The organism is Hymenobacter sp. UYAg731 (genome assembly GCF_054061335.1).
On sequence record NZ_JBSSEC010000001.1, the window covers coordinates 346,856 to 372,761 of the forward strand.

The following is a 25,906-nucleotide window of genomic DNA, read 5'->3' on the forward strand; positions in this document are numbered from 1 at the left end:
ATTGCCTTGCTAGTTAGTTATTTTCGTCAGGCTTGGCAACTACTTTTTTCGCGACGATTCCAACGGGGGTCCTGTTGCGTAATTTTGCCGGGCCGCCGCGCGCCAAATGCGCGGCTTTTGTGAGCTACTATTTTCTGACTGAATGATTTCGACCACCAATGTGAGCCTGCGCTACGGCAAGCGCATCCTGTTTGAAGACGTTACCGTTAAATTTTTGCCGGGCAACTGCTATGGCCTCATCGGGGCAAACGGGGCGGGCAAGTCCACGTTCCTGAAAATCCTGTCGGGCGAGTTGGAGCCGAACACCGGCTCGGTGGAGATGCCGGCCGGCCAGCGCCTGGCCGTGCTCAAGCAGAACCAGTTCGCCTACGATGACCAGCCCGTGCTGCAAACCGTGATTCAGGGCCACCAGCGCCTGTATGCGGTGATGAGCGAGAAGGACGCGCTCTACGCCAAGGCCGACTTTACGGACGCCGACGGCGAGCGCGCCGCCATTCTGGAAGGTGAGTTTGCCGACCTGGAGGGCTGGAACGCTGACTACGAAGCGGCCGAGCTATTGAGCGGACTAGGCATCACGGAGGACAAGCACTACTCGCTGATGTCGGACCTCGGGGCCAGCGAAAAGGTGCGCGTGCTACTGGCCCAGGCCCTTTTCGGCAACCCCGACGTGCTGCTGCTCGACGAACCAACCAACAACCTGGACGCTGAGAGTGTGCTCTGGCTGGAGAATTTCCTCGACTCGTTCCAGAACACGGTGATTGTGGTGAGCCACGACCGCCACTTCCTCGATGCCGTGTGTAACTACATGGCCGATTTGGACTTCTCGAAAATCACGATGTACCCCGGCAACTACAACTTCTGGTACGAGAGCAGCCAGCTGGCCCTGCGCCAGCGCCAGGACGTGAACAAGAAAACCGAGGACAAGCGCAAGGAGCTCGAAGAGTTTGTGCGCCGCTTTTCGGCCAACGCTTCGAAATCGAAACAGGCCACCAGCCGCCAGAAACTGTTGCAAAAGCTGACGCTGGAGGAAATCAAGCCCTCGTCGCGCCGCTACCCATACATCGCCTTCAAGCCCGAGCGCGAAGCCGGCAACCAGTTGCTGGAGGTGAATGGCGTGGCTAAGACCGTGGACGGCCAGTCGGTACTCAAGAAAGTATCGTTTACGTTGGACAAGGGCGACAAAGTGGCCATCGTGGGCCGCGACGACCGGGCGGCGTCCCTTCTGTTCGACATTATTTTTGGCGAGGCCACGCCCGACAAGGGCGAGTATAAGTGGGGCACGACCATCACGCCGAGCTATTTCCCCAAGGAAAACAGCTCCTTCTTCCAGGCCGATAACATGAACCTGGTGGACTGGTTGCGGCAGTATTCGGTGGAGAAGGACGAGAGCTTTGTGCGCGGCTGGCTGGGCCGGATGCTGTTTTCGGGCGAGGAATCGCAGAAGAAGCCCAACGTGCTGAGCGGCGGCGAGAAAGTGCGCTGCATGCTCTCGAAAATGATGCTGGAAAGCGGCAACGTGCTGGTGCTGGACGACCCGACGAACCACCTAGACCTGGAAAGCATCCAAGCCCTGAACAACGGCTTGAAGGAATTCTCCGGCTCGCTTATCTTCGCTTCGCACGACCTGCAGTTCATCGAAACCGTGGCCAACCGCATCATCGAGCTCACGCCGGATGGCATCATCGACCGGCGCATGAATTACGAAGAGTATCTGGCCGATGAAACGCTGAAAGCCCAGCGCCAGAAAATGTACCAAATGGCTTAAGCAATCGATGAATCGCGGCCGGAAAATGAATAATTTTCCGGCCGCTTTCGTTACCCGGCTGTGCGCCGTCACTCCACTTACCTCCTTTTTTACTTCTCCGAATGAAACGTCATTTGCTTCCGGTACTGCTGTTGGTTGCGGCGGCTGGGCTGCCCACTTTCCGGGCGCAGGCCCAGGACAAGCCCGTGCTGAACACGGCCCCGCCTGCGCCGCAGCCGGCCCAGCCCCGGCCCGTGCAGCCCACGCCGGTGCCCGCTACTGCCCCGGAGCCCGCGCCTACCCCCGAGCCGACCTATAACGCCCCCGTGCAAACAACGCCCGACGCGCCTTCAGGCCTGGATTTCCCTAACCGGAAGGCCACCAAGGCCGGTGGCGCGGAAGACAAGCCGCCGACGAAGAAGTTCCTGTACACCAACTTTGGCCTGGGCTATTCTTCCTACGATTACCTCAACCGGTTCAACGTGAGCCTGGCACCGGCCATCGGGTACCGCATCACCGACAAGTTTGCCGTTGGCCCGGGCATTTCCTACGCCTACAGCAGCTACTCCATTGCGGGCAACCAGGGCTACCCGTACACGCCGGATGGCACCCTGACGAGCAACGGGGCCAGCAGCGTATCGACCAGCAGCCTGGGTTTCAAAGCCTTTGCCCAGTACATCGTGTACAAGGAGTTTTTTATCCATGCCGAGTACGAGGTGACCAACGCGCAGCTCATCTTTGAAGGCCCCAGCAACTACCTGTTCAAGCAGAGCAAAACGGTCACAACGCCGTTGGGGGGCGTTGGCTACCGTTCTTACCTGGGCGAGAATGCCGCCCTGGATGTGGTTGCCCTCTACAATTTCGACAACTCCATCTATTCGCTTTACCCCGGTTTTAACCTGCGCTTCAGCCTGTTGTTCAACATCGGCAAATAGCCGCGCCCCTTGCACACAAAAAAGCCGCTCCATTGCTGGGGCGGCTTTTTTGCGTTTTTAAGTTAACCCTTTCGGATTGCGCTAGACAGCGCTTCGGCCGCTAATGACGCGCAGCAGGATGGCGATGATGGCAATAACCAGCAGAACGTGAATGATGCCGCCGGTGAAGAAGCCGCCGAAGAAGCTTACTGCCCAGATGATGACCAAAATGACGGCGATGATATACAGGAGGTTACCCATGGCTGTGAGGTGTTAAAGAAGAATGAAGGGGAGGTGAAAAATGTTAGAGATGTGTCTCTGGGGCATTGTACGGGGTGTTTATTAAAAGGATATATTAAATGAAAAAATATTTCGCTGCGCGCAAACAAAAAGACGGGTTACTAATGGTGCCGTAGCTTTGTAGCGGCCGGCAATGCGACGGCCATTCTCATCCCACCCACTCTTTTTCCGATACTTATGAACGTCGCCGTTATTGGCTCCGGCACCATGGGCAATGGCATTGCCCACGTATTTGCGCAGCACGGTTTTTCCGTTTCCCTTATCGACATCAACCAGCCGGCTCTGGACCGCGCCCTGGGCACCATCACCAAAAACCTGGACCGCCAGGTAGCCAAAGCCACCCTGAGCGAGGACGACAAAACGGCCACCCTGGGCCGTTTGAAGACCTTTACTTCTATTGCCGAAGGCGTGGCCGGCGTGGGCTTGGTGGTGGAAGCCGCCACTGAAAACGTGGACCTCAAGCTCCAGATTTTCCGCGACCTGGACCAGTACGCGCCCGCCGAGGCTATTCTGGCCTCGAACACGTCGTCGATTTCCATCACCAAAATCGCGGCCGTCACCAAGCGCCCGCAGCAGGTGATTGGCATGCACTTCATGAACCCCGTGCCGGTGATGAAGCTGGTGGAGGTGATTCGCGGCTATGCCACCTCCGACGCCGTGACGACGCAGGTGATGGACCTGTCGCGCCAGCTGGGCAAAACGCCCACCGAGGTGAACGACTACCCCGGCTTCGTGGCCAACCGCATTCTGATGCCGATGATTAACGAAGCCATCATCACGCTCTTTGAGGGCGTAGCTGGCGTAGAGGAGATTGACACGGTGATGAAGCTGGGCATGGCCCACCCGATGGGGCCGCTCCAGCTGGCCGATTTTATTGGCCTCGATGTGTGCCTGGCCATTCTGCGGGTGCTGCACGAGGGCCTGGGCAACCCCAAATACGCCCCCTGCCCCCTGCTGGTGAACATGGTGATGGCCGGCCGCCTGGGCGTGAAGTCGGGCGAGGGCTTCTACCAGCACACGGCCGGCTCAAAGGAGCTGGTGGTGGCGGAGCGGTTCCGGAAGTAAATAGCCTCCGGTAAAGCAAGAAGCCGTTCGCACGCCCGTGCGGACGGCTTCTTGCTTTACCGGAAGTACCCCGCACGCCCGTGCGAATGGCTTCAGGCTTGCCCGAAGTGAGTTGCACGAGCGTGCAGAGGGCTTCCGGTTTATCCGAAACGCCTTGCACGAGCGTGCAGTTGGCTTCTCCCCATCAGGAAGCCCGCTACACGGGCGTGCAGCGGGCTTCCGAAAGGCGGCAAGGGCCTTGCACGCCCGTTGCACACGGGCTGGGCCAGGTCGGAGGTAATTAGCGGCTGGACTTATTTCATAAAACCCAGCACCGCCGCCAGCACCTGCTCGGGCTTCTCCTCGAACAGGTAGTGCCCGCTGTCCAGGATGCCGACGACCTGGCTGTTGGGGGCCATCGCGGGCAGGCCCATCTTCATATTTTCAAAGGATACGTTGCTGCCAATGCCGAGTACGGGCATGGTGAGCGGCGGGTAGGTGTTGGCATCGGCCATGTCCTGGTCGAAGGCCTGGTACCAGGCGTTGGCGGCCCGAATGCTGTCGGCGGAATTGTAAGCGGCGGCGTATACGGCCCGGTCAAAGGCGGGCATTTTGCTGTCGTCCAGCATTACGTAGGCAAACAGGTAGTCGAGCAGGTGCTGAAAGCGGCCTTCGAGGAGCTTCTCGGGCAGGCCCTTCACCTGGTTGAAGGCCATCCACCACACGTAGGGCTGGTGGCCGTCCATCTTGCCGGTAAAGGTGCCGGGGGCGGGTAGCATCGACATGTAGCGCATACCCTCGCTGGGGTGCGCACCATCGGCGAGGATGAGCTTCTCGGTGGCCTCGGGGTAGTTGAGGGCGAAGCTGGCGGCCACCATGCCGCCGATGTCGTGCCCCAGCAGCGCGGCTTTGGGCAGGCCCAGGTGCTGCATAAGGGCATAAATATCCTGTGCCATCGTCTTCTTGTCGTAGCCCGATTCCGGCTTATCCGAGCTGCCCATGCCCCGAATATCGACGATGATGACCCGGTAATCGCGTGCCAGCTGCGCGGCAATGGGGTGGTAGGAAAACCAGGTCTGGGGCCAGCCGGGCAGGCAAATGAGCGGCTGGCCGCTGCCGCCCTCCACGTAGTGCAGCCGCACGCCATTCACGGTAGCGTACTGGTTGCGGAAGCCGGGAAAGTGCTTGATGAGCTCCTCGTCGGAATAAATATCCAGCGGCACCGAGTTGCCGAGGTCCGCTTTCTGGCCGGTGAGCAGTTCCGGCACGCTGGTCCACGTTAGGTCCGGGTAGCGCTGGTTATCGAGCGGGGTGTTCTGCACGCTGAACATGCTCAGCATGTACTGCATCTGCTGCCAGTCGGCGTAGAGCTGCTGCTCGCCGGCGGGGTTGGCGGCGCGGGCGTGCTGGATGGCGGTGGCCAAATCGGCGCGCGAGCCCAACCTAACGAGGCTGAACGGGCCTTTGCCGGCGGCTTCGGCGGCGGCGGCCAGCTCGGTGGGGCTATGCTGGAAGCTGGCGATGCGCAGGTAGCGGGGCGCGGCCGGGTCCAGGGCGGCGGCGGCGGTGAAGGCGGCCGTGTCGTCCATGGTCGTGAAGTCGATGTGCCAGTCGGCATCTTCCCAGTACCCAACCTGGTGCTGCTTGAAATCGAGCAGGGGAATGTTGTAGGTCAGCAGTTCGGCAAAGGCTCCGTTGAGCACCGAAGTGGCCTGAATGGGGGCTTGGTCGAGCAGCTGCTGGAATTCGCGGCGCAGGTCGAAGTTGCGGTTTTCGCCGGCCGCCTGCTGGGTGTAGTCACTGCAAAAATCCGACGGGATGAAGCGGGGCACGCCCGCCGCCACGGCCGCCGCCAGCAGCACCGCTTGCCCGTCCACGATAACGTCGTGCAGGCCGGCCAGGGCCGAAACCACGCAGCTCACGCCTTCGCACGCTTGAATGAGGGCGGCCACGTCGGTCATATCCACGCGCCGCACATCAACTCCTGACTGGGCCAGCGCTTCTACTTTGGCCGGGTCGGTTTCGGCCCGAACCACGGCCCGGACAGCGGCACCACGCTTGAGCAGCGCCGCGATGATGCGGCCGCCGAGATTGCCGGTACCACCGGCTACTAGAATGGGGGTGTTCATATTGGAAGGGGAATGAGGGCCGCATTATTGCGGCCATTGAAGGATGCAAAGGTCCCCTTCCGTCTTCCCGCTCCCGGGCTGATTATTGCGCACTTCTTACAGATTCTTGCTGTTCGCCCCGATTGCCTACACCCGTTGAAACTCCCGGGGACTTTGCCCCACGGCCCGTTTGAACGCCGCCGAAAAATGCGCGGGCGAGGCAAACCCCAGCGCATCGCTGATGCTGGCCACGGGCAGGTGGCCGGCCCGTAGCAGCAGCTGCGCCCGACGGATTTTCCAGCCCAGCACGTATTGGTAGGGCGACTGGCCGGTGGTGTGCTTGAAGCGCCGGGCGAAGTGAAACACGCTCAGGTTGGCCAGGCCCGCCAGTATTTCCAGCGTCACGGCCTGCTCGGTGGAAGCTTCCAGGTAGGCATCGATGCGGGCCAGCACCGCCGCCGGCAACCGGGAACCAGCACCGGCAATGCGCCGCTCGTAGGTGGCGTGGTGCTCGATGAGGTGGTAGCTGAGCGTGCTGGCCAGCGACTCGACGTAGAGCAGCCCGAGCGCGTGCCGGGCCCCGGCGGCGGCCACCAGCTGCCGGCTGAGCTGGGTCAGCAGTCCGTCCTCGAAGCGAAACCGCTCGCGCACGGCGAAATGCGTGAGGTCGAGTCCCTGGCGGGCGCGGTTTTCCAGCTGCTGCGCTTCGATGTGAACGTGGATAACATCGACCGGGCCGTCCCAGGCAATCGGGCCGTATTCGCCGCCGGGGTACAGGCCCGCATCGCCGGACTGAAACCGGCCTTCCTCCCGCCCGTTGCCGTTCTGGCGGCTGGAGCCCACCGGCTCACTTCCCTGATGCACGATGAGCAGGTGCTGCGCGTGGAAGTGCGCCGGCAGCGCCATGGCCTCCAGCTGAAATCGTTCGACCCGCAGCCCCGGCCACGCCTGCCCGGCGCTGGTTTCCAGCGCCGGCTGGCCGTAGGTTTCGGAGTGGTAGGTGTAGCTCATCGGGCGCAAGGTATTCGGGGGCAACCGGTGAAGGCGGCGAAAGGTTGGTGCTGTAGCATTTATACGCGTCACGGAGTAAGGTGCGGGGCGGAGGCCAGCCCCGCACCCTGCGGCACATAATCATGTAAGGAAATAACCTCTGCTACGTCTACCGCGTTGTTATCGCAACCAACGAATCAATTTCCTACCCATGCAAAAAGCAACATTTGGCGCCGGCTGCTTCTGGTGCGTCGAGGCCGTATTTCAGAACCTGAAGGGCGTAGAGAAAGTGGTGTCCGGCTACGCCGGGGGCCGTATCGCCAACCCGACTTATAAGGAAGTGTGCAGCGGCCTCACGGGCCACAACGAGGTTATCGACATCACCTTCGACCCGGCCGTTATCAGCTATAAGGAACTGCTCGAAATCTTCTGGAAAACCCACGACCCGACCACCCTCAACCGCCAGGGCAACGACACGGGCACCCAGTACCGCTCGGGCATCTACTACCACAACGAGGAGCAAAAACAGCTGGCCGAGGAGTACAAGCAGAAACTCAACGACAACCACGCTTTTCCCAACCCGGTGGTGACGGAAATCGTGGCCGCCCCCACCTTCTATCCCGCCGAGGACTACCACCAGAACTACTTCAACCTGCACGGCCACGAGCCCTACTGCCAGTTTGTGGCCCGCCCCAAGGTGGATAAGGTGAAGGCGCTATTTGGCGAGAAGTTGAAAGCGGGCATGTAATTCGCTTGCTTTGATTTAATAAAAAAGCCCGCTGATTAGCGGGCTTTTTTATTGGCCATTGCGGCTAGGTCGGCTTCCATGATTGCTAAACGTGAGAGATACAACTCGGCTTCTTTCCAAGGGTCGTCACGTTTATTGGCTAATTTAGTCATATAACGTTGTCTCATAAAAGCATTTGCAACCATCGGCTGCATTCCCTTATCCGCTTTACCAGCAATTTTATATTGGCCAAGAATAGTGGCTATCACTGCTTGGTCCAATACGTCATTTAAGTATTGCTCTTTTAAATCTACTGATTCTAATTCAGCCAGTGTAGTGTAGTTTAAATAAGCTACATCAAAACCCCAAGCCCTTATCAATTCCCGGAGCCAAGTAGCAGCTTTAGCGTTTGCTCCTCGCTCCTGATACCACTCTTCTAAATCACGCAGTAAGTCGTGCCCAGTATCGTTGCCAAAAGGAGAAAAATCATCTCCACCGTCGTAATAGAAATCGGCCGTTGCATGCTCAACGAAAAAAGGATGGCTCGTTTCGCGAGCTACTCCTTCTTCTTCGTCATCGAAATAATATAAGCTCATGGCTCTAACGCTACTTATACCGACACCCCGAAATCCCGCAATGCATCATTCAGCGACGTTTTCAAATCCGTGCTAGGCTTGCGCTGGCCGATGATGAGGGCGCAAGGCACCTGATACTCGCCGGCGGGGAATTGCTTCGGAATAGAACCGGGAATGACCACCGAACGCGGCGGCACGTAGCCGCGGTACTCCTTGGGCTCGGGGCCGGTTACGTCGATGATTTTGGTGCTGCCGGTGATGGTGACGCCCGCGCCAATCACGGCTTCCTTGCCAATACGGCAGCCTTCCACCAGAATACAGCGTGAGCCAATGAACGCGCCGTCTTCGATGATGACGGGGGCGGCCTGCACGGGCTCCAGTACGCCGCCGAGGCCCACGCCGCCGCTCAGGTGTACGCCCTTGCCCACCTGGGCGCAGCTGCCCACGGTGGCCCAGGTGTCCACCATCGTGCCCTCGCCCACGTAGGCCCCGATGTTGGTGTAGCTGGGCATGAGGATGACGCCGGGGGCCAGGAATGCGCCGTAGCGGGCCACGGCGGGCGGCACCACGCGCACCTGCTGGCCGGCGTAGTCGGTTTTGAGGCGCATTTTGTCGTGAAATTCGAAGGGGCCGACTTCCTGCGTGCTCATCTGGCGGATGGGAAAGTAGAGAATCACGGCCTTTTTTACCCATTCGTTGATGGTCCACTCGCCGCCGTCTTCGGCGGGCGGGGTGGCCACGCGCAGGCGGCCTTTGTCGAGCTCCTCGATGACGTGCTCGATGGCGGCTTTGGTTTCGGGGGTTTGCAGCAGGGCGCGGTCAGCCCAGGCGGCTTCGATTTGGGTTTGCAGGTCAGCCATTTGGGGAGGCGAAGGGTTAGGTTTGAAAAACCGCCGGAAAAAGCCCGCACGGCTTGGAATCAGCAAAACTACCATCTTTGGGGCGTGTTTGGCTCCGGTTCGTCTCAATTCGTCATCCTGCTGGCCTCGGTGCTGAAGCCCGTGGACGATACCCGCATGCGGGGCAAGTTTGCCGAAACCCTCGCGGGCCGGGCCGGGACGCGGGTGCATATAGCCGGCCGCGGCCCGGCTGGCGCCGCCACTGGTCACGCAAACATCCGCCTCCATCCTATTTTCAATGGTAGTCGCCTCAGCCTGGGCCGGCTGGCGGCGCAATGGCGCTACGGGCAGCTCCTACGCCGGCTAAAGCCTGACTTGGTAATCGTGCATGCCCCGGAACTGCTCCCGCTCACGCTGCTCTGGCAGGCGCTGGGCCGGGGCCGCAAGTTCCTGTACGACATCCGCGAAAACTATGCCCTCAACGTGAGCACACAGCGCGTGTACCAGGGCTTCACGCGGCGCGGGCTGGCGGCCGGGCTGCGCTGGGTGGAGGCGCGGGCGGCGCGGCGGGCAGCAGGCATTATCCTGGCCGAAACCAGCTATGCCGCCGAATTACCATTCCTGAGCCAGCTGCCGCCGGCCCGCGTGGTGGTGCTCGAAAACAAGTACCAGCCCCAGCCGGGCGAAATCCTGCGCCCGCAGCCTCTGGCGCTACCGCCGCTCGCCGCGCCGCTGCGCCTGCTGTACTCCGGCACCATTTCCGAACTCAACGGCGTGTGGGAGGCCGTGGCCCTGGCCCGTGAGCTACGCGCCGCTTGGCCTGGCGGGGTGCGGCTCACCATCGTCGGCTTCTGCCAACTGCCCGAACTGCTGGGGCAGCTACGGGAGCAGGCAGCTGGAAATTCCGACTGGCTCGCGCTCATTGGCGGCGATGAGCTGGTACCCCACGCCCGCATCGTAGCCGAAATTGGCCGCAGTCACCTGGGGCTGCTGGCCTACCGGGCGCATCCAAGTACGGAACGCTGCCGGCCCACCAAGCTGTTTGAGTACCTGGCGCACGGGTTGCCGGTCCTCACCGCACCCAACCCGCTGTGGCAGGAATTGCTCAGTATGCACGAAGCGGGCCTTTCAGTCGACTTCGGGCAGTCCATTGACGGGCCGGCGCTGGTGGCCCGGCTGCAGAGTCACTCGTTTTACCCCAACGGCATTCCCACCGACGCGCTCTGGGCCGGGGAAGGCAAAAAATTGTGGCATTTGCTGGATTCTGTGATTTAACCTGCCACCTTTGCGCCCCAATTTGCCCGTAGCACGTAGTTGCATCACCGAATTTATTTCCGCCTTTGCGGCGGTTCTTTCTCCTCTAGCCCAACTTTTTCCTCCCACCATCCATGGCAACTTTACGTCACTCATTCATCGCCGGGGTCGGCCACTACGTGCCGAGCCGCGTGGTTAAAAACGCCGAGCTGGAGCCGATGATGAACACCTCCGACGCCTGGATTCAGGAGCGCACCGGCATTCAGGAGCGCCGCTGGTTTGAGGAAGGCAAGGACACCACTGCCAACATGGGGGCCAACGCCGCCCGCAAAGCCCTGGAAATGGCCGGCGTGGCCGCCAACGACGTGCAGCTGATTGTGTTTGCCACGCTCTCGCCCGACTACTTTTTCCCCGGCTCCGGCGTGCTCATGCAGCGCGAGCTGGGCATGACCAACAACTGCCCCGCCCTCGACGTGCGCAACCAGTGTTCGGGCTTCATCTACGCCCTCTCCGTGGCCGACCAGTTCATCCGCACCGGCATGTACGACACGGTGCTGGTGGTAGGCTCCGAAATCCATTCCTCCGGCCTTGATAAAACGCCCGAAGGCCGGGGCGTTTCCGTTATTTTCGGTGATGGGGCCGGCGCGATGGTACTGCGCCCCAGCACTTCCGAAAACCAGGCCCTGCTCAGCACCCATCTGCACGCCCAGGGCGAGCACGCCGAGGAGCTCATCGTACGCGAGCCCAGCTCGAACCGCGAAAACCGCGTGGAGTACATCATCGCCAACCAGGCCGAGCTTTACCCCTACATGAACGGCCAGAACGTGTTCAAGCACGCTGTGGTGCGCTTCCCGCAGGTCATTAAGGAGGCGCTGGACCAGAACGGCTTGCAGGCCTCCGATATCGACATGCTTATCCCGCACCAGGCCAACCTGCGCATCACGCAGTACGTGCAGCAGAAAATGGGCCTGAGCGACGATAAGGTGTTCAGCAACATCCAGCGCTACGGCAACACCACCGCCGCCTCAGTGCCTTTGGCCTTCAGCGAAGCTGTGCAGGAAGGCAAAATCAAGCGCGGCGACCTCGTGTGCCTGGCCGCCTTCGGCTCGGGCTTCACCTGGGCTTCCGCGCTCTTGAAATTTTAAGTAGCTAATTTTAGGTTGAGCAGCTCGGGCCGGTGTGAAGCGTGCATTTTTACATGCAGCTTTGCACTGGCCCTCCTCTTCCGCCCCTGCCCCGAATGAGCGATTCCCCGTCCACCCTCCCACCCGCCAAACTGCCCAGCCACACCGAGGAGAACTACCTCAAAGCCATATACAAACTGGCCGAGGCCGAGCCCGACACCGCCGGCGTAAGCACCAACCGCATCGCCGCCGCGCTGGACACCCGCGCCGCTTCGGTCACCGATATGCTGCGCCGCCTGGCTGAAAAAGGCCTGCTCAACTACGAGAAATACCGGGGCGTGCAGCTCACGGCCGAAGGCCAGCGGCTGGCGCTGCTCACCATCCGCAAGCACCGGCTGTGGGAGGTTTTCCTGGTGCAGCAGCTCGGGTTCAGCTGGGATGAGGTGCATGAGGTGGCCGAGGAGCTGGAGCACGTGCAGTCGCCGCTGCTCATGCGCCGGCTCGATGCCTTCCTGGGCCACCCCGCCCTCGACCCGCACGGCGACCCCATTCCGGCCGAAGACGGGGCCATCCGCCGCCCCGCCCACCGCCTGCTGGCCGACCTCTGCACGGGTGAAACGGGGACCCTAGCGGCCGTCAAAAACACCTCCGCGCCCTTCCTCCAATACCTCGACAAAGTGGGCCTACAGCTCGGGGCACTGGTTGAAGTCCTGGATAAGGTGGCGTTTGATAATTCCTTCGAGCTCAGAATAAACTACGGCCGAACTGCCCTCATTTCGGCCGAAGTAAGCCGCAACCTGTTTGTAACGGCATGACGACTCTTTTCTCCGATACCATCGTCGCGCTGTCAACGCCGCCGGGCGCGGGCGCGCTGGCCGTTATCCGGCTTTCCGGCCCGGCCGCCGTGGCCATCACGGCCACTGTGTTCTCCAAGAAAAGCTTCGCCGAAGCCGCTGGCAACACCCTGCACTATGGCACCCTGCGCGACCCGAACGGCGGCGAAATCCTCGACGAAGTAGTGGTCGGCCTCTTCCGCGCCCCGAAGTCTTTCACCCGCGAAGACGTGGTCGAAATCAGCTGCCACGGCTCCGACTACGTGGTGCGCAAGGTGCTGGCCCTGCTCCTGCGCCACGGCGCGCGCCTGGCCGAAGCCGGCGAGTTTACCAAGCGCGCCTTCCTGAGCGGGGCCCTGGACCTGGCCCAGGCCGAAGCCGTAGCCGACCTCATCGCCGCCGACTCCGCTTTGAGCCATAAAGTAGCGCTGAACCAGTTGCGCGGCGGCTTCTCGCAGGAGCTGCGTGAGTTGCGCGCCCGCCTCATCAAGTTTGCCGCGCTGCTGGAACTGGAGCTGGATTTCGGTGAAGAGGACGTGGAGTTTGCCGACCGCACCGGTCTGGCCGCGCTGCTGGCCGAGGTACGCGGCGTGGTACTGGGCCTGCTCCGCTCCTTCGAGCTGGGCAACGTCATCAAAAACGGCATTACCACCGTCATCGCCGGCCGGCCCAACGCTGGCAAATCCACCCTGCTCAACGCGCTGCTGCGCGAGGAGCGCGCCATTGTATCGGCCATTCCCGGCACTACCCGCGACTTTATTGAGGACGAGGTAAGCATCGACGGCCTGCGTTTCCGCTTCGTGGACACCGCCGGCCTGCGCGACGACACCGCCGATGAAGTGGAAGCCATTGGCGTGGCCCGCACCCGGGAGCGCGTACGCAAGGCGTCATTACTGCTCTATTTGTTTGATTTAGCCGAATTGACACCCACAGAAGTGCGCGCTGAAATTCAGGCGCTCACCACCGGGATGAATTTGCCCGTGCTGGCCGTGGGCAATAAAACCGACCTGGCTTCACCCGAAGCGCTTGCCGCTTTTGAAACGGAGTTCCGGGCCGGCCACTCCGCCAGCGCCACCGAAATTCCGCTGGTGCTGCTGGCCGCCGGCCAGAACCACGGCCTGGAAGTCCTGCAAACCGCGCTACTGCAACAGGTGCGCGGCTCGGCGCTGGAAAACAACGCCTCCGCCACCATCGTGACGAACGTGCGCCACGCCCGCGCCCTCGAAACCGCCGCCGCCCACCTCGCCGCCGTCCAAACCGGCCTCGATACCGGCTTTGGTACCGAGCTGCTGGCCGCCGACCTGCGCCACGCACTGGCGGCGCTGGGCGAAATCACCGGCGAGATTTCCTCCGAAGACTTGCTCACCAGCATTTTCACCCAGTTCTGCATCGGCAAATAATTGGCTTCGCCGCCTTTCCTCCAACGCCCCGCCCAAAATCGACGTAAACGTTGCCAGATGGTTTCTGCACACTTTTTAGGGCATTTTCGCGAAACCTCACGGCCCTTTTAGTTGTAATGAATGTGTGCGTAGAGACGGGAAAATTTCCCGGCTTAACCAGTATGGCTTAGTTTCGCACTCTATTTCCCTCACACCCCTCCCGCCCATGGCAGAAACTGCTGAACTCATCCTCGACGGCAAGTCCATCACCTTGCCCGTAATCGAAGGCACCGAACACGAAAAGGCATTTGACATTGGTAAGCTGCGCGACCAGACCGGCTACGTCACCCTCGATTCGGGTTATAAAAACACCGGCGCCACCAAAAGCGCCATCACGTTCCTCGACGGTGAGGAAGGCATCCTCCGCTACCGTGGCTATCCCATTGAGCAGCTGGCCGAAAAATCAAGCTTCCTCGAAGTAGCCTACCTGCTAATTTACGGCACCCTGCCGACCCAGGCTGAGCTTGAGCACTTCAGCGGCCAAATTACCAAGCACACGCTGGTACACGAGGACATGCGGAAGATTTTCGACGGTTTCCCGTCGGCTACGCACCCCATGGCCATCCTGTCGTCGCTCATCTGCGCCCTCACCGGCTTCTATCCGCAGAGCGTGTCGCCCGACCTCAGCCCCGAGGAAATGGAGCTGAACATCATTCGCCTGCTGGCGAAGATGCCGACCATTGCGGCCTGGACCTACAAGAACAACATGGGCCATCCGTTGAACTACCCGCGCAACGACATGGACTATTGCGCCAACTTCCTCTACATGATGTTCAGCTTCCCCACCGAGAAGTATGAAATCAACCCCGTAGTGGTGAGCGCCCTCAACAAGCTCCTCATCCTGCACGCCGACCACGAGCAGAACTGCTCCACCAGCACCGTGCGCCTCGTGGGCTCGGCCAACGCCAGCCTCTACGGCTCGGTTTCGGCCGGCATCAATGCCCTGTGGGGCCCCCTGCACGGCGGTGCCAACCAGGAAGTTATCGAAATGCTGGAAGCCATTGAGGCCGACGGCGGCGATACCAGCAAGTTTATTGCGAAGGCAAAAGATAAAGACAGCGGCTTCCGCCTCATGGGCTTCGGCCACCGCGTGTACAAGAACTTCGACCCCCGCGCCAAAATCATCAAAGTAGCGGCCGACGAGGTACTGCAAGCACTTGGTATGCAGGACAGCCCGCTGCTGAAAATCGCAACGGAGCTAGAGCAGGCCGCCCTAACAGACCAGTACTTCATCGACCGCAAGCTGTACCCGAACGTGGACTTCTATTCGGGCATCATCTACAAAGCCCTGGGCATCCCCACCGAGATGTTCACGGTAATGTTTGCCCTAGGCCGCCTGCCCGGCTGGATTGCACAGTGGAAAGAGATGCGCGAGAACAAAGAGCCCATCGGCCGCCCGCGTCAGATTTACACCGGCGAGCTGGAGCGCGACTACACGGCCATCGATGCCCGCTAAGTTTTAGTCATCAGTTGGTCGTTGTCAGTTGTCAGGGTCTAGCTATTCAACACTAACAACTGATAACAAACAACTAAAACGGCTCTAAAAAACAAAAAGCCCGCTCTATGGAGCGGGCTTTTTCGTGTCCGGCTGAGGAGGTTACCCTCCCCTATTTCAGGCGGTGCGCGGTAAAGTTGGTGCGGAGGTTCTGGTAAGCCAATAACTGCTGGGGTTGCAGGATGCCGGCCAGCTCGGTTTCGTAGCGCTGCTGGGCCTGAGCCAGCTGGGTATCACGCTCTTCAGCGCTCGAACCGTTGAGCATTATTTCCAGGTCGCGCCGCTCGGTGAGCATATTCAGGTGCAGCTGCTTCACGGCGAGGTACTGGGCCTCGTTGAAGTGTACGTGCTGCGCCAGCGCCCGGGTGAGCGTAGTAGCCCGCGCCATCATGGCGTGCGAGTAAGCACCGTCGCCGGGGCCGGCCACGGCCACCGGGGCAATCGTAACACCCGCAGCGAAGCAAGTAGCCAGGAACAAATTTTTCATGGAATGTGGGGGTTATGGTGATGAGATAAGTCAAGTGCCCTGCTGGAGTGCAATTGGGCTCATCAAACATAGCCAAATAATTAATTTGAATTAAAAATATCTTTTCTGGCACTTTTTTAATTTTAAGGTTTTTGCAATAATGAATAAGTTACTGATTTTTAATTTGTTGAATCAAACAAAAAAATAAGCCGCTGAGGCCAAAAAAAAATCCTTCAGCAGGCGAACCATATATTTTTCCTGCCGAGTGCAATTATATTTCGCCTTACCTAAAGCCTTGCTTTAAGTTAAAAGGCGTTGAAAGGCCATTCTTTCAATTGCTGGTTCAGGTACTCAATGAGCCGAAAAATGGAATTGTAATTGCTGCTTTGTGGCGGATATGCCGCTGCAAGGAGTACCAACCTTATCGTTTTGTGCATGTTGGCTGGCTCTCATAGCCACTGAGGCATGCTACTGACCCAGGGCTACTGATGGGCGGCTGGCTTCTTGCCGGCTGTCCGCACGGAACACACAAGGTGGCAGCACAAATGCGAACGGGCTGCCAGCTAAAAAAGCCAGCAGCCCGCAATGAACCGTAACGGTGCCGATATCAAAGAAGCCTGCCTCTATAGGATATGCAACTCGATGCGGCGGTTGAGCTGGCGGTGGCCTTCGGTATCATTGGCGGCCAGGGGGTGGCCTTCGCCGTAGCCTTTGGAGCGTAGTCGGGTGACGGAAATGCCGTGACCGGACAGGTATTCAACTACTGATTGGGCGCGACGCTGGGAGAGTTGCAAATTGGCATCGGGTGCCCCCACGTTGTCGGTGTAGCCGGACACTTCAATCTGCACGTCGCGGTACTGCCGCAGGAACTCAATCAGGCGGTTGAGCTCGGTGCGGGACTGCGGCTTGAGGTCGTACTTATTGGTGTCGAAAAACAGGTTGTTCAGCACCACGCTACGGCCGGAGCGCACGGGCTCCAGGTAAATATCCAAAGCCGTAGGATTAAACGGACGCTGGCTGGAATAGTCGAAGCTGAGGCTTTTGAGCAGGTATTTATCGGCGGCCGCGTACATGGCGTAGTGATGACCCTCGTTGAGCACCACCGTGTAGTCGCCGTATTCGGGGTCGGAGGTGACAAATTGGGTGAGGACGTCGGTGTCGAGGTCGTAAAGCTTCACCTCGGCCTTGAGGGGCTTTTTGGTGTTGGCATCGAATACGCGGCCCTGCGTATAGGTGCTGGTTTCGCGGGCCTTCACGGCCGGCGGCACCGCAAACCCGAACAGCTCAACCGGCCGCTCCCGCGACAGCCGGTAGCCCCCGGGCGGCTCCTCGGAAGCGCGGCTACGCGAGCAGAAACCCTTCTGGTTATCGGAAGTGATGAACAGCGACGCTTCGTTTTCGAAGGTATTGAGCGGGTAGCCCAGGTTGCGGGGCTCGCTCCAGGTACCGGCACCCTGTTTTTCGCACCGAAACACGTCGAGCCCACCCATGCCGACCAATCCATCGGTAACGTAGTATAGCGTGGTGCCGCTGGCGTGGATGAACGGGGCCATGTCCTTGCCGGCCGTGTTCACGGGCGTGCCCACGTTTTGGGCGGGGCTCCAATTGCCATCGGGCTGCAAAGTGGTTACGTAGATATCTTCCTGGCCCTGGCCGCCGCGCCGGGTCGAGGTGAAGTACAGCGTGCGGCCGTCGGCCGAGAGCGAGGGCTGCGAGTCCCACTCCGTGGAATTGACGTTGAGGCCCAGATTGATGGGCGGGCTCCAGTTGTTGCCGGTGCGGCGCGAGATGTACAGGTCGCAGTTGCCAATGGCCTTGGGCCGGTCGCAGGAGGCAAAAACCAGCGTTTTGCCATCACCCGAAATCGAGCCCGCACCTTCGTTGTAGCTGGAATTGATGGCTGGCGATATCGGCACCGGCTCGCCCATCGAGCCGTCCTTGTTCTGGCGGCTCACGTACAGGTCCTCGCCGCTGCTGGCCGCCGGCCGGCCCGTGAAAAGCAGAAACCGATTATCGGCCGTGAGAGCCGGAAAATACTGAAACTTGAAGCCATTCAGCGGGGCCGGCAGCGGCATGGGCGCTTCGCCCGCCGGGTGCTTCATGGCATCGAGGGCAAACTCGCAGGTGAGCAGCTGGCGCTGCGATTTAGCCAGGTTTTTCTGGGCTTTGGGGGCCACTTTCATCAGCTGCCGGTAGGCATCGAGGGCAGTCTGATAATCGCCGTAGCTCAGGGCGAGGTCGCCCAGGAGCTGGTATTCCGAAGCGTGGATGGGCTCGGCGGGCACCTTGGCCAGGCCGTCGCGGTAGGCGGCGAGGGCCCCCCGGTTATCGCCCATGGCTTTCATCAGCGAACCCTTCAACAGGAAGGCTTCGCCAAAGGAGGGGAACTTCTGGTTGAGTTGGTTCAGGGTCTCAACGGCCTTGATAAAATCCCGCTCCTTGGTTTGCTGCTGCGCTTTTTCGAGCAGGCTGCGGGCTTTGGTGTTGGTGGGTGTCTGCACTTTGGGCGGCAGCTGGGCCCAAGCCGTTTCGGCAGAGGCCAGCCCCAGCAGACACATCATTCCGAGGCGCACGGCCCCCAACACTGAACTGCGACGCATACGGTAAGCTAGGGAATGTCGAGGTATTTGTGGGTTTGGAGCGACACCTGCCAGCGCGGATGCTGCTTCACGTATTCAACCAGCTCGGGGGTCATGCGCGCGGCGCGGCTCCACTCAGGCTGCAAGTATAAGCGCGTAGTGACCGGAACCAATGCCGCGTGCTCCTCAGCCCACGCAAAATCGTGCCCATTAAATACAACCACCTTCAATTCGTGGGCCGCCGCCAGCACTTCGGGCAGTGGGGCCTTGAATTTTTTAGGTGAGAGGCACACCCAGTCCCAAGTGCCGGAAAGCGGGTGCGCGCCCGACGTTTCGAGCCAAGTGCGGCAACCAGCGGCCTGCAAAGCGGCCGTGAGCGGTCCCAGGTTGTGCATCAGCGGCTCGCCGCCGGTGATGACCACGTCGCGGCCGGGATAGGCCAGCACGGCTTCCACCAGCTGCGCTACGGACTGACGCGGGTGCGCGTCGGCATCCCACGATTCCTTCACGTCGCACCACACGCAGCCCACATCGCAGCCACCCAGTCGGATGAAGTAGGCGGCCCGGCCGGTGTTATATCCTTCGCCCTGAATGGTATAGAACTGCTCCATTACGGGCAAAATGGTACCGGCGGGTGCAGCCGTCACATCATTGGAAGATGCAATTAATTCGGAGGTAAGTAACGTCACGGGTATCATCTCAAAAAAGCCTCAGGAAGCGAAGCAACCTGAACACCAACCGTAGGGCACGCCGTTCCCAAGGCCGGACTTTAAAAGTACGGTCTGAGCCCAGGATAACCAAATATTCCTAAAAATCAGCCGACTGGATGAGGGTAGATTTCGCCCTTCGCGGCCCGCAAGGTGTTCAGCAAAAGCATGGCGATAGTCATGGGGCCAACCCCGCCGGGCACCGGCGTGATGGCCGAGGCCAGCGGGGCTACTTCGGCAAAATTTACGTCGCCTTTCAGGGTGTAGCCGCTCTTCTTGGAGGCATCGGGCACGCGGGTCGTGCCCACGTCAATCACTACTGCGCCGGGGCGTACCATGTCGGCAGTTACGAACTCGGGCCGGCCGATGGCGGCCACCACGATATCGGCCGTCCGGCAGATTTCGGCTAGATTTTCGGTTCGCGAGTGGCATAAAGTAACCGTGCAGTTGGCTGTATCCAAATTCTTGGCCAGCAGTATGCTAACCGGGGTACCAACGATGTTGGAACGGCCAATAACCACGGCGTGCTTGCCGCTGGTTTTGATGCCCTGCCGAGCCAGCAGCTCCACAATTCCGGAGGGTGTGGCGGGCAGTAGCGCCGGCAAACCGGCCACCATCCGGCCGATGTTCATGGGGTGAAAACCGTCGACATCCTTCTCGGGGCGGATGGCTTCGATGACCTTTTCGGGGTTGATGTGGGCCGGCAGCGGCAGCTGCACGATGAAGCCGTCAATCTCCGGGTCGCGGTTCAGCTCATCGACTTTGGCCAGCAAATCGGCTTCGGTGATGTCGTCCTCGTAGCGCAGCAGCATGGACGCGAAGCCGACCCGCTCGCAGGCCAGCACCTTGTTGCGCACGTAAGTTTCGGAGCCGCCGTCATGGCCCACAAGAATGGCGGCGAGGTGCGGCACCTTCTGGCCAGCGGCTTTCAGGGCGGCCACTTCGATGGCGATTTCGGCTTTGATGTCCTCGGCGGTCTGCTTGCCGTCGATGAGGTTGGAGGTGGTGGATGAAACAGCTGGGCTCATTGCTAAAACCTGTAATTTGTGAACAATCAAAAAACGCAATACAAAATACCACTTATATTGGCGAAGGAAAATCTCCACCTTCACTAAATCCCTTTCCCTTATGCAGAGTCCAATACTCATGCTGCTCGGCAGCTTCCTTGGCGGATTATTCGGCCTAATCTTCGGGTTGGCTTATTTTGCCTTCATCGGTGCCATCATTTATGGCGGTTGGAAAACGTTTGAGAAAGCCGGCAAGCCGGGCTGGGCAATGCTGATTCCAATTTACAATTTGGTGGCACTGCACGAGATGGTGGGCCGCGAGACCATCAAGCTTTTATTATGGTTCATCCCCATCGTCAACATTTACTTCATCATCACGCTGTACGTCAGCTTGGGCAAGTCATTCGGAAAACGGGAAACCGGGGAATTGATTCTGAGCGTATTATTCTGGCCCTTGTACCTTGGTTTGGGCGATGCGCGCTACATCGGTCCCAGCGAAAGCACCGGGGGAGCGGCCACCACCAATCCATTCGAAACAGCTAACCATTAGCTGGGATTGGGCAGCCAAATGCCTGTTTCACCGGTAAGAAAAAGGGCCGCTTTCCATCTGGAAAGCGGCCCTTTTTTTGTTAATCGATTTTCAAAACTGCCAGAAAGGCTTCCTGCGGGATTTCGACGGAGCCCACGGAGCGCATCCGTTTCTTGCCTTCTTTCTGCTTTTCGAGCAGTTTGCGCTTCCGGCTGATGTCGCCGCCGTAGCACTTGGCAATTACGTTTTTGCGCAGGGCCTTGACGGTTTCGCGGGCAATGATTTTCTGGCCGATGGAGGCCTGAATGGCGATGTCGAACATCTGGCGGGGCAGCAGCTCGCGCAGCTTCTCGCAGAGGCGCTTGCCCCACTCGTAGCTTTTGGAACGATGCACAATGGCGGAGAGAGCATCCACTTTCTCGCCGTTCAGCATCACGTCGAGTTTCACCATGTCGGCTTCGCGGAAGCCAATCAGCTCATAATCAAGCGAAGCATAGCCGCGGCTGATGGTTTTCAGCTTGTCGAAGAAGTCGAATACGATTTCGGACAAGGGCAGTTCGAAGGTCATCTCCACCCGCTCGGAGGTGAGGTAGGACTGGCCCTTGATGATGCCACGCTTTTCCATGCACAGCGTAATGATGGGACCGACGTACTCCGACGCCGTGATAATCTGCGCCTTAATGAACGGCTCTTCAATCAGCTTAATCAGGTTGGGCTCCGGCATTTCCGACGGCGCGTTGATGGTCAGCAGCTGGTCTTTGGTGCCGATGGCATGGAACTGCACGCTGGGCACGGTGGTAATGACCGTCATGTTGAACTCGCGCTCCAGGCGCTCCTGCACGATTTCCATGTGCAGCATGCCCAGGAAGCCGCACCGGAAACCGAAGCCCAGGGCCACCGACGTTTCGGGCTCCCAGACCAGCGAGGCATCGTTGAGCTGCAGCTTTTCCATGCTGGAGCGCAGCTCTTCGTACTCGGTGGTTTCGACGGGGTAAATGCCGGCGAACACCATCGGCTTCACATCGGCAAAGCCCTGGATGGCGTCCGGCGTGGGGCGGTGGACGTGGGTGATGGTGTCGCCCACCTTCACCTCGCGCGCTTCCTTGATGCCCGAGATGAGGTAGCCCACGTTGCCGGCGCTCATTTCCTGGCGCGGCTCCTGGTTCAGGCCCAGAATGCCGATTTCATCGGCCCCGTATTCCTTGCCCGTGGCCATAAACTTCACCTTGTCGCCTTTGCGCATGGTGCCGTTTTTGATGCGGAACAGGACTTCGATGCCGCGGTAGGAATTGAAGACGGAGTCAAAAATCAGGGCTTGCAAGGGGCCTTCCGGGTCGCCTTTCGGGGCCGGAATGCGGTCGCAGATGGCATTGAGGATGGCTTCGATGCCGATGCCGGTTTTGCCGGAGGCGTGCAGGATATCGCCGGGCTCGCAGCCAATCAAGTCCACAATTTCGTCGGTCACTTCCTCGGGCATGGCGTGCGGGAGGTCGATTTTGTTGAGCACGGGGATGATTTCCAAATCGGCCCCGATGGCGAGGTAGAGGTTGGAAATCGTCTGGGCTTCGATGCCTTGGGAAGCGTCCACAATCAGCAAGGCACCTTCGCAGGCGGCAATGCTGCGGCTTACCTCGTAGCTGAAATCGACGTGGCCGGGCGTATCAATCAGGTTCAGCGTGTAGATTTCCCCTTTGTAGGGGTACTGCATCTGGATGGCGTGGCTCTTGATGGTGATGCCGCGCTCGCGCTCCAGGTCCATGTTGTCGAGCAGCTGGGCCTGCATGTCGCGCTTGGCCACGGTGCTGGTGAACTCCAGCAGGCGGTCGGCCAGGGTGCTCTTACCATGGTCGATGTGGGCAATGATGCAAAAGTTGCGGATATTCTTCACGGATATTTCTTAAGCTGGGCTGCTGGCGGGGCGGTTGAAATTCGGGGGAGTTGGAATGGCCGTTGCCCGGCATCGCGCTACCCTAGTACCCGTTTCACCAGCTTGAGCCTGCAAATTACGACCAGAATAACTAGTCTGCGCGATTTGGCATGGCTAGGGCCGAATTACAGGGAGTGGCCCGGGTGCCGTTTGTTTTGAAACGGGGATTTTGCGCGGCGCGGCTCATCCAGTCAGATGAGAAATTTCAGCCGTCGCCATGACCTTTATCACAGGACTGCGAGGACGGGACCACCACTTTTACAGGATGCTTACCTTCATCCTACAGCCCTGTGTATGCGTTCGTTAAAGTCCATGCTGCTGGCGGCTTCGCTAACGGCCATTCTGTTCGGCCTGAGCAGCGCCGACCGGCCGGCCACGCCCAGCGCCCCGGCCAATAACTACCCTACGGACTCGCTGGCCAACTGCATCAGGGCCGTGCTGGCCGGGCCGGCGGCCGGGCGGGTGTGGCCGCTGGCGGTGGCTGATGAGCCAGCGGTGCAGGCATTTTATGCCCGGCGCAGCTACGCGCCGGCCTGGTGCGAAGGAACCGGGGCCGGGCCAAAAGGCCGGGCGGCGCTGGCGTTGCTGACCCAGGCCGGCGACTATGGCCTGACGCCGGCGCGCTACCACGTACTGCAACTCCGGGCACTGGCCGATTCGTTGGCCCAGCCGGCCGGGGCCGGCCGGGTGGCCCGACTGGCCCGTTTCGAGGTGCTGCTGACCGATGGAGTGGTGCAGTTTGCGCTGCATTTGCGGCGGGGGCAGTTGCACGCGTTCACGCCTTCGCCGCTGGAAAAAGCCGGGGTGCCGTTTGAGCCGGCGGCCTGGGTGGCCCGGGCACTGGCGGCGCCGGGTTTTGCGGCGGCCATGCTGCGCTGCCAGCCGCCGCAGCGCGAGTACCGGGAGCTACAGCAGGCGCTGGCACGCTGGCGGCGGCAACCCGCTGGGCGCAATGCGCAGGCCGCCCACAGCCGGCGCGCCCAGCAAATGGCCCTGACCCTGGAGCGGTGGCGCTGGGCGGCCATTCCCGAAAGCGAATACCTGCTGGTGAACCTGCCGGCATATCGGCTGGAGGTGGTGCAGAAGGGCCGGCTGCGGCTCAGCCAGCGGATTATTATTGGGCGGCCGGGCCGGCCCACTCCTACGTTGAATAGCCAGGTTACGTCCTTCACGATTGCGCCCGAGTGGAGCGTGCCCCGCAGCGTGGCGGTCCGCCACATCCTGCCCTATCTAAAAGCCAATGCCCGGTACGCGCCGGAGCAGGATTTCCTGGCCAACAACAACTACCGCCTGTACGATGCCCAGGGACGGCCCGTGAACCCGGCCAGCGTGAACTGGCTGGCCATCACGGCCCAGAACTTTCCCTACACCATTCGCCAAAGCCCGGGCTGCGGCAATATGCTGGGCAACATCATCTTCCGCTTTCCCAATCCGTACGGCCTGTACCTAAGCGATGCACCCGAGCCGAAGCGGTTTGCGCACGCCTACCGGGCCTTGGAGGAAGGCTGCGTGAACCTGGAGCGCCCCATGCACCTGGCGGCCTACCTGCTGGGCCCCGACAGTACCAGCGCCGCGCTGCCCACCGAGGCCCAGTGCGAAGCCAACCCGCAGCCGCGCACCATCTTTCTCAAGCGCCCCTTGCCGCTGCACGTGCGCTACGCCACCTGCGCGGTGGTGGCGGGCCGGCTGCGCTTCTACCCCGACGTGTATGGCCAAGACGCCACCCTGCGCCAGCAGCTGCTGAATAGCCTGGCCACCGCCCAGCGTAGTGCTCTGGCCGGCCGGAGCCAGCGCCGGAACACGGCAGCAAATAAGGACGATGGTGCCGTTCTGGCCGGGCAACCAGAATAAAAACCGCCGAGCAGTGAGCTGTTCCGGTAATTCCAGACGAAAATTTTTAAGGGCTCAGGAAGCCCTAACGGGGGACTGCATTGGCCTATAATGGGAGGAAAAGCTAGGTTCCACCGAATTATCGCCCGGTGGTCAAATGCCAATATTTATTATTATAATTACAATCATATATATTGCATTATAAATCTTTATCTCATACTCGTGAATTCATTGTTCCCATCTAACACCCCGGAGTGCCGCAGCTGGGCTGATACCCTGCTGGCCAGCAGCCAGCAGATGGCATTAATTGACGCGGCGAAAACCGCCCAACACTACCAGCGCGGCCAGGTATTGTTTCGGGAGGGCGACCACGCGGCCGGGCTGTACAGCATCAGCACCGGCCACGTCAAGGTGACCAAAGTGGGGGGCGATGGCAAAGAGCAAATCATTCGCTTGGCCAAGGCCGGCGATATTCTGGGCTACCGGGGGCTGCTGGCGGGCACAGGCCACGCCGCCAATGCCCTGGCCCTCGACGAGGCCGAAGTGTGTTTTATTCCCAAATCGGTGTTTTTTCAGCTCATCGAGCACAACACGGGCTTTGCCACTTCGCTGATGAGGCTGATGGCCAATGAGCTGGCCGAAACCGAGGAGCGGATGCTGCACCTGGCCTACAAGCCCGTGCGCGAGCGCCTGGCCGAAGCCCTGCTCCTGCTGCTGCGCACCTACCAGCAGCCGGCCGACGGCCCGCCCGGCTTCACGATTTCGCGCGATGACCTGGCGGCGCTGGTGGGCACCGTGCGCGAAACCGTGAGCCGCTTCATGGCCGAACTGAAGGCAGAAGGCGTGCTCACTACCAAGGGCAGCAGCATTACCATCCTGGATATCAAGCGGCTAATCGAGATTTCGACGCTGTATGACTAGGCTGCGCCAGAGCCGGGTGCCGCTGCTGAGCCAGGTGCCAGTGCCCCAGCATGGTGGCCACGTTTAGGACGTGCCCCTGGGCCTCGGCCGCGTCGGGGCCGTGGAAATACTGCCGGAAAGTGTTTTCCAGCACGGCGCACCAGCGCTCGAAATAGGTGCCGCACGGCAGGTGGGCGGCGGTATCGGCCAGGAGACGGCCGTAGTAGCGCATGCCGGTCAGGGCCTGCTCCCACCAGGCGTACTCGCCCCGTGAGACGTGCCCGAAGCCGCCAAAAACCGGTCCCAGCAGTTCGTCCTCGGCAATACGGGCGGCAAACAGCTCTACGAAGCGATGTCGTTGCGAAGGAGTAGCTAAATCGGAAGGGAAATGCGCTGTCATGGCAATTTAATCAATTTGTGAGTGTACAAATTTGGTCGTTAGAGCTCCATATCACAAGTGCGTTAATCATCAAATATATTGATATAAGTCATTCGCCGCAAGAAAGCCAGGTCAACAAATGGATTTCGGGACGGGCCGCTATTACACTCCTGCAACCTACCGGATTGGGCCTACG

Annotated in this window: 23 protein-coding genes; 12 read left to right on the forward strand and 11 right to left on the reverse strand. The window is 60.2% G+C overall.

The window, feature by feature from the left end:
- The first annotated feature begins 142 nt into the window (after positions 1-142).
- Complete coding sequence (locus ACVWYF_RS01435) at positions 143-1,765, forward strand: ABC-F family ATP-binding cassette domain-containing protein (RefSeq protein ID WP_457063875.1); 1,623 nt, start codon at positions 143-145, stop codon at positions 1,763-1,765.
- Positions 1,766-1,866: 101 nt separating this feature from the next.
- Positions 1,867-2,679 (forward strand): hypothetical protein, encoded by an 813-nt coding sequence (locus ACVWYF_RS01440; RefSeq protein ID WP_457063877.1) that lies wholly within the window; start codon positions 1,867-1,869, stop codon positions 2,677-2,679.
- An 81-nt stretch (positions 2,680-2,760) separates the two neighbouring features.
- Here the strand turns inward: ACVWYF_RS01440 and ACVWYF_RS01445 are convergent, their stop codons facing one another.
- Positions 2,761-2,919: a lmo0937 family membrane protein gene (locus ACVWYF_RS01445; RefSeq protein WP_168672812.1), complete on the reverse strand. Its 159-nt coding sequence runs from the start codon at positions 2,917-2,919 to the stop codon at positions 2,761-2,763.
- 216 nt (positions 2,920-3,135) lie between these two features.
- Between ACVWYF_RS01445 and ACVWYF_RS01450 the strand changes: the two genes are divergently transcribed.
- Positions 3,136-4,023 (forward strand): 3-hydroxybutyryl-CoA dehydrogenase, encoded by an 888-nt coding sequence (locus ACVWYF_RS01450; protein ID WP_457063879.1) that lies wholly within the window; start codon positions 3,136-3,138, stop codon positions 4,021-4,023.
- A 293-nt stretch (positions 4,024-4,316) separates the two neighbouring features.
- On the opposite strand, the gene ACVWYF_RS01455 is transcribed toward ACVWYF_RS01450, so the two are convergent.
- Complete coding sequence (locus ACVWYF_RS01455; protein WP_457063881.1) at positions 4,317-6,131, reverse strand: alpha/beta fold hydrolase; 1,815 nt, start codon at positions 6,129-6,131, stop codon at positions 4,317-4,319.
- A gap of 126 nt (positions 6,132-6,257) precedes the next feature.
- A complete protein-coding gene (locus tag ACVWYF_RS01460) occupies positions 6,258-7,121 on the reverse strand; it encodes a helix-turn-helix transcriptional regulator (RefSeq protein ID WP_457063883.1) in 864 nt (287 codons plus the stop codon).
- A gap of 190 nt (positions 7,122-7,311) precedes the next feature.
- Between ACVWYF_RS01460 and msrA the strand changes: the two genes are divergently transcribed.
- Positions 7,312-7,848: a peptide-methionine (S)-S-oxide reductase MsrA gene (gene msrA, locus ACVWYF_RS01465; RefSeq protein ID WP_457063885.1), complete on the forward strand. Its 537-nt coding sequence runs from the start codon at positions 7,312-7,314 to the stop codon at positions 7,846-7,848.
- A 35-nt stretch (positions 7,849-7,883) separates the two neighbouring features.
- Here msrA and ACVWYF_RS01470 read toward each other — a convergent pair whose 3' ends face one another.
- Both ACVWYF_RS01470 and ACVWYF_RS01475 read right to left on the reverse strand, forming a co-directional pair.
- Positions 7,884-8,423 carry a hypothetical protein gene (locus ACVWYF_RS01470; protein WP_457063887.1) on the reverse strand — a complete coding sequence of 180 codons (540 nt, stop codon included), beginning with the start codon at positions 8,421-8,423 and terminating at the stop codon, positions 7,884-7,886.
- A gap of 14 nt (positions 8,424-8,437) precedes the next feature.
- The gene (locus ACVWYF_RS01475) at positions 8,438-9,262 is read right to left on the reverse strand and encodes a 2,3,4,5-tetrahydropyridine-2,6-dicarboxylate N-succinyltransferase (protein WP_457063888.1); all 825 of its coding nucleotides are present in this window, start codon (positions 9,260-9,262) and stop codon (positions 8,438-8,440) included.
- Positions 9,263-9,346: 84 nt separating this feature from the next.
- Between ACVWYF_RS01475 and ACVWYF_RS01480 the strand changes: the two genes are divergently transcribed.
- From ACVWYF_RS01480 to ACVWYF_RS01500, 5 genes are all read left to right on the forward strand, one after another.
- Positions 9,347-10,516 (forward strand): glycosyltransferase, encoded by a 1,170-nt coding sequence (locus ACVWYF_RS01480; RefSeq protein ID WP_457063890.1) that lies wholly within the window; start codon positions 9,347-9,349, stop codon positions 10,514-10,516.
- A gap of 113 nt (positions 10,517-10,629) precedes the next feature.
- The gene (locus tag ACVWYF_RS01485; RefSeq protein ID WP_457063892.1) at positions 10,630-11,640 is read left to right on the forward strand and encodes a 3-oxoacyl-ACP synthase III family protein; all 1,011 of its coding nucleotides are present in this window, start codon (positions 10,630-10,632) and stop codon (positions 11,638-11,640) included.
- Between the two features lie 95 nt (positions 11,641-11,735).
- The gene (locus tag ACVWYF_RS01490; RefSeq protein WP_457063894.1) at positions 11,736-12,434 is read left to right on the forward strand and encodes a metal-dependent transcriptional regulator; all 699 of its coding nucleotides are present in this window, start codon (positions 11,736-11,738) and stop codon (positions 12,432-12,434) included.
- Positions 12,431-13,852, forward strand: coding sequence for a tRNA uridine-5-carboxymethylaminomethyl(34) synthesis GTPase MnmE (gene mnmE / locus ACVWYF_RS01495; RefSeq protein WP_457063896.1), 1,422 nt, complete (start codon positions 12,431-12,433; stop codon positions 13,850-13,852). Before ACVWYF_RS01490 ends, mnmE begins: the two co-directional genes overlap by 4 nt.
- A 205-nt stretch (positions 13,853-14,057) precedes the next feature.
- Entirely contained in the window at positions 14,058-15,347 is a 1,290-nt protein-coding gene (locus ACVWYF_RS01500; RefSeq protein ID WP_457063898.1) for a citrate synthase, read from the forward strand.
- Positions 15,348-15,498: 151 nt separating this feature from the next.
- On the opposite strand, the gene ACVWYF_RS01505 is transcribed toward ACVWYF_RS01500, so the two are convergent.
- The 4 genes from ACVWYF_RS01505 to ACVWYF_RS01520 all read right to left on the reverse strand — a co-directional run bounded on the left by ACVWYF_RS01505 (position 15,499) and on the right by ACVWYF_RS01520 (position 20,166).
- Positions 15,499-15,873 (reverse strand): hypothetical protein, encoded by a 375-nt coding sequence (locus tag ACVWYF_RS01505; protein WP_457063899.1) that lies wholly within the window; start codon positions 15,871-15,873, stop codon positions 15,499-15,501.
- A gap of 602 nt (positions 15,874-16,475) precedes the next feature.
- The gene (locus tag ACVWYF_RS01510) at positions 16,476-18,452 is read right to left on the reverse strand and encodes an OmpA family protein (RefSeq protein WP_457063901.1); all 1,977 of its coding nucleotides are present in this window, start codon (positions 18,450-18,452) and stop codon (positions 16,476-16,478) included.
- An 8-nt stretch (positions 18,453-18,460) separates the two neighbouring features.
- The gene (locus ACVWYF_RS01515; protein ID WP_457065079.1) at positions 18,461-19,042 is read right to left on the reverse strand and encodes a 7-carboxy-7-deazaguanine synthase QueE; all 582 of its coding nucleotides are present in this window, start codon (positions 19,040-19,042) and stop codon (positions 18,461-18,463) included.
- Positions 19,043-19,245: 203 nt separating this feature from the next.
- The gene (locus ACVWYF_RS01520) at positions 19,246-20,166 is read right to left on the reverse strand and encodes a bifunctional 5,10-methylenetetrahydrofolate dehydrogenase/5,10-methenyltetrahydrofolate cyclohydrolase (protein ID WP_457063903.1); all 921 of its coding nucleotides are present in this window, start codon (positions 20,164-20,166) and stop codon (positions 19,246-19,248) included.
- 100 nt (positions 20,167-20,266) lie between these two features.
- On the opposite strand from ACVWYF_RS01520, the gene ACVWYF_RS01525 reads away from it, so the two are divergent.
- Positions 20,267-20,695: a DUF5684 domain-containing protein gene (locus ACVWYF_RS01525; RefSeq protein ID WP_457063905.1), complete on the forward strand. Its 429-nt coding sequence runs from the start codon at positions 20,267-20,269 to the stop codon at positions 20,693-20,695.
- Positions 20,696-20,774: 79 nt separating this feature from the next.
- On the opposite strand, the gene lepA is transcribed toward ACVWYF_RS01525, so the two are convergent.
- Positions 20,775-22,562 carry a translation elongation factor 4 gene (lepA, locus tag ACVWYF_RS01530; RefSeq protein WP_457063907.1) on the reverse strand — a complete coding sequence of 596 codons (1,788 nt, stop codon included), beginning with the start codon at positions 22,560-22,562 and terminating at the stop codon, positions 20,775-20,777.
- Positions 22,563-22,895: 333 nt separating this feature from the next.
- Here lepA and ACVWYF_RS01535 point away from each other — a divergent pair, with 333 nt between their 5' ends.
- Both ACVWYF_RS01535 and ACVWYF_RS01540 read left to right on the forward strand, forming a co-directional pair.
- Entirely contained in the window at positions 22,896-24,452 is a 1,557-nt protein-coding gene (locus ACVWYF_RS01535) for a L,D-transpeptidase scaffold domain-containing protein (RefSeq protein WP_457063909.1), read from the forward strand.
- A 201-nt stretch (positions 24,453-24,653) separates the two neighbouring features.
- Positions 24,654-25,352, forward strand: a complete 699-nt coding sequence (locus tag ACVWYF_RS01540) for a Crp/Fnr family transcriptional regulator (protein ID WP_457063911.1) — start codon at positions 24,654-24,656, stop codon at positions 25,350-25,352.
- Here the strand turns inward: ACVWYF_RS01540 and ACVWYF_RS01545 are convergent.
- Positions 25,315-25,731: a hypothetical protein gene (locus ACVWYF_RS01545; RefSeq protein ID WP_457063912.1), complete on the reverse strand. Its 417-nt coding sequence runs from the start codon at positions 25,729-25,731 to the stop codon at positions 25,315-25,317. The genes ACVWYF_RS01540 and ACVWYF_RS01545 overlap by 38 nt on opposite strands.
- Positions 25,732-25,906 lie beyond the last annotated feature (175 nt).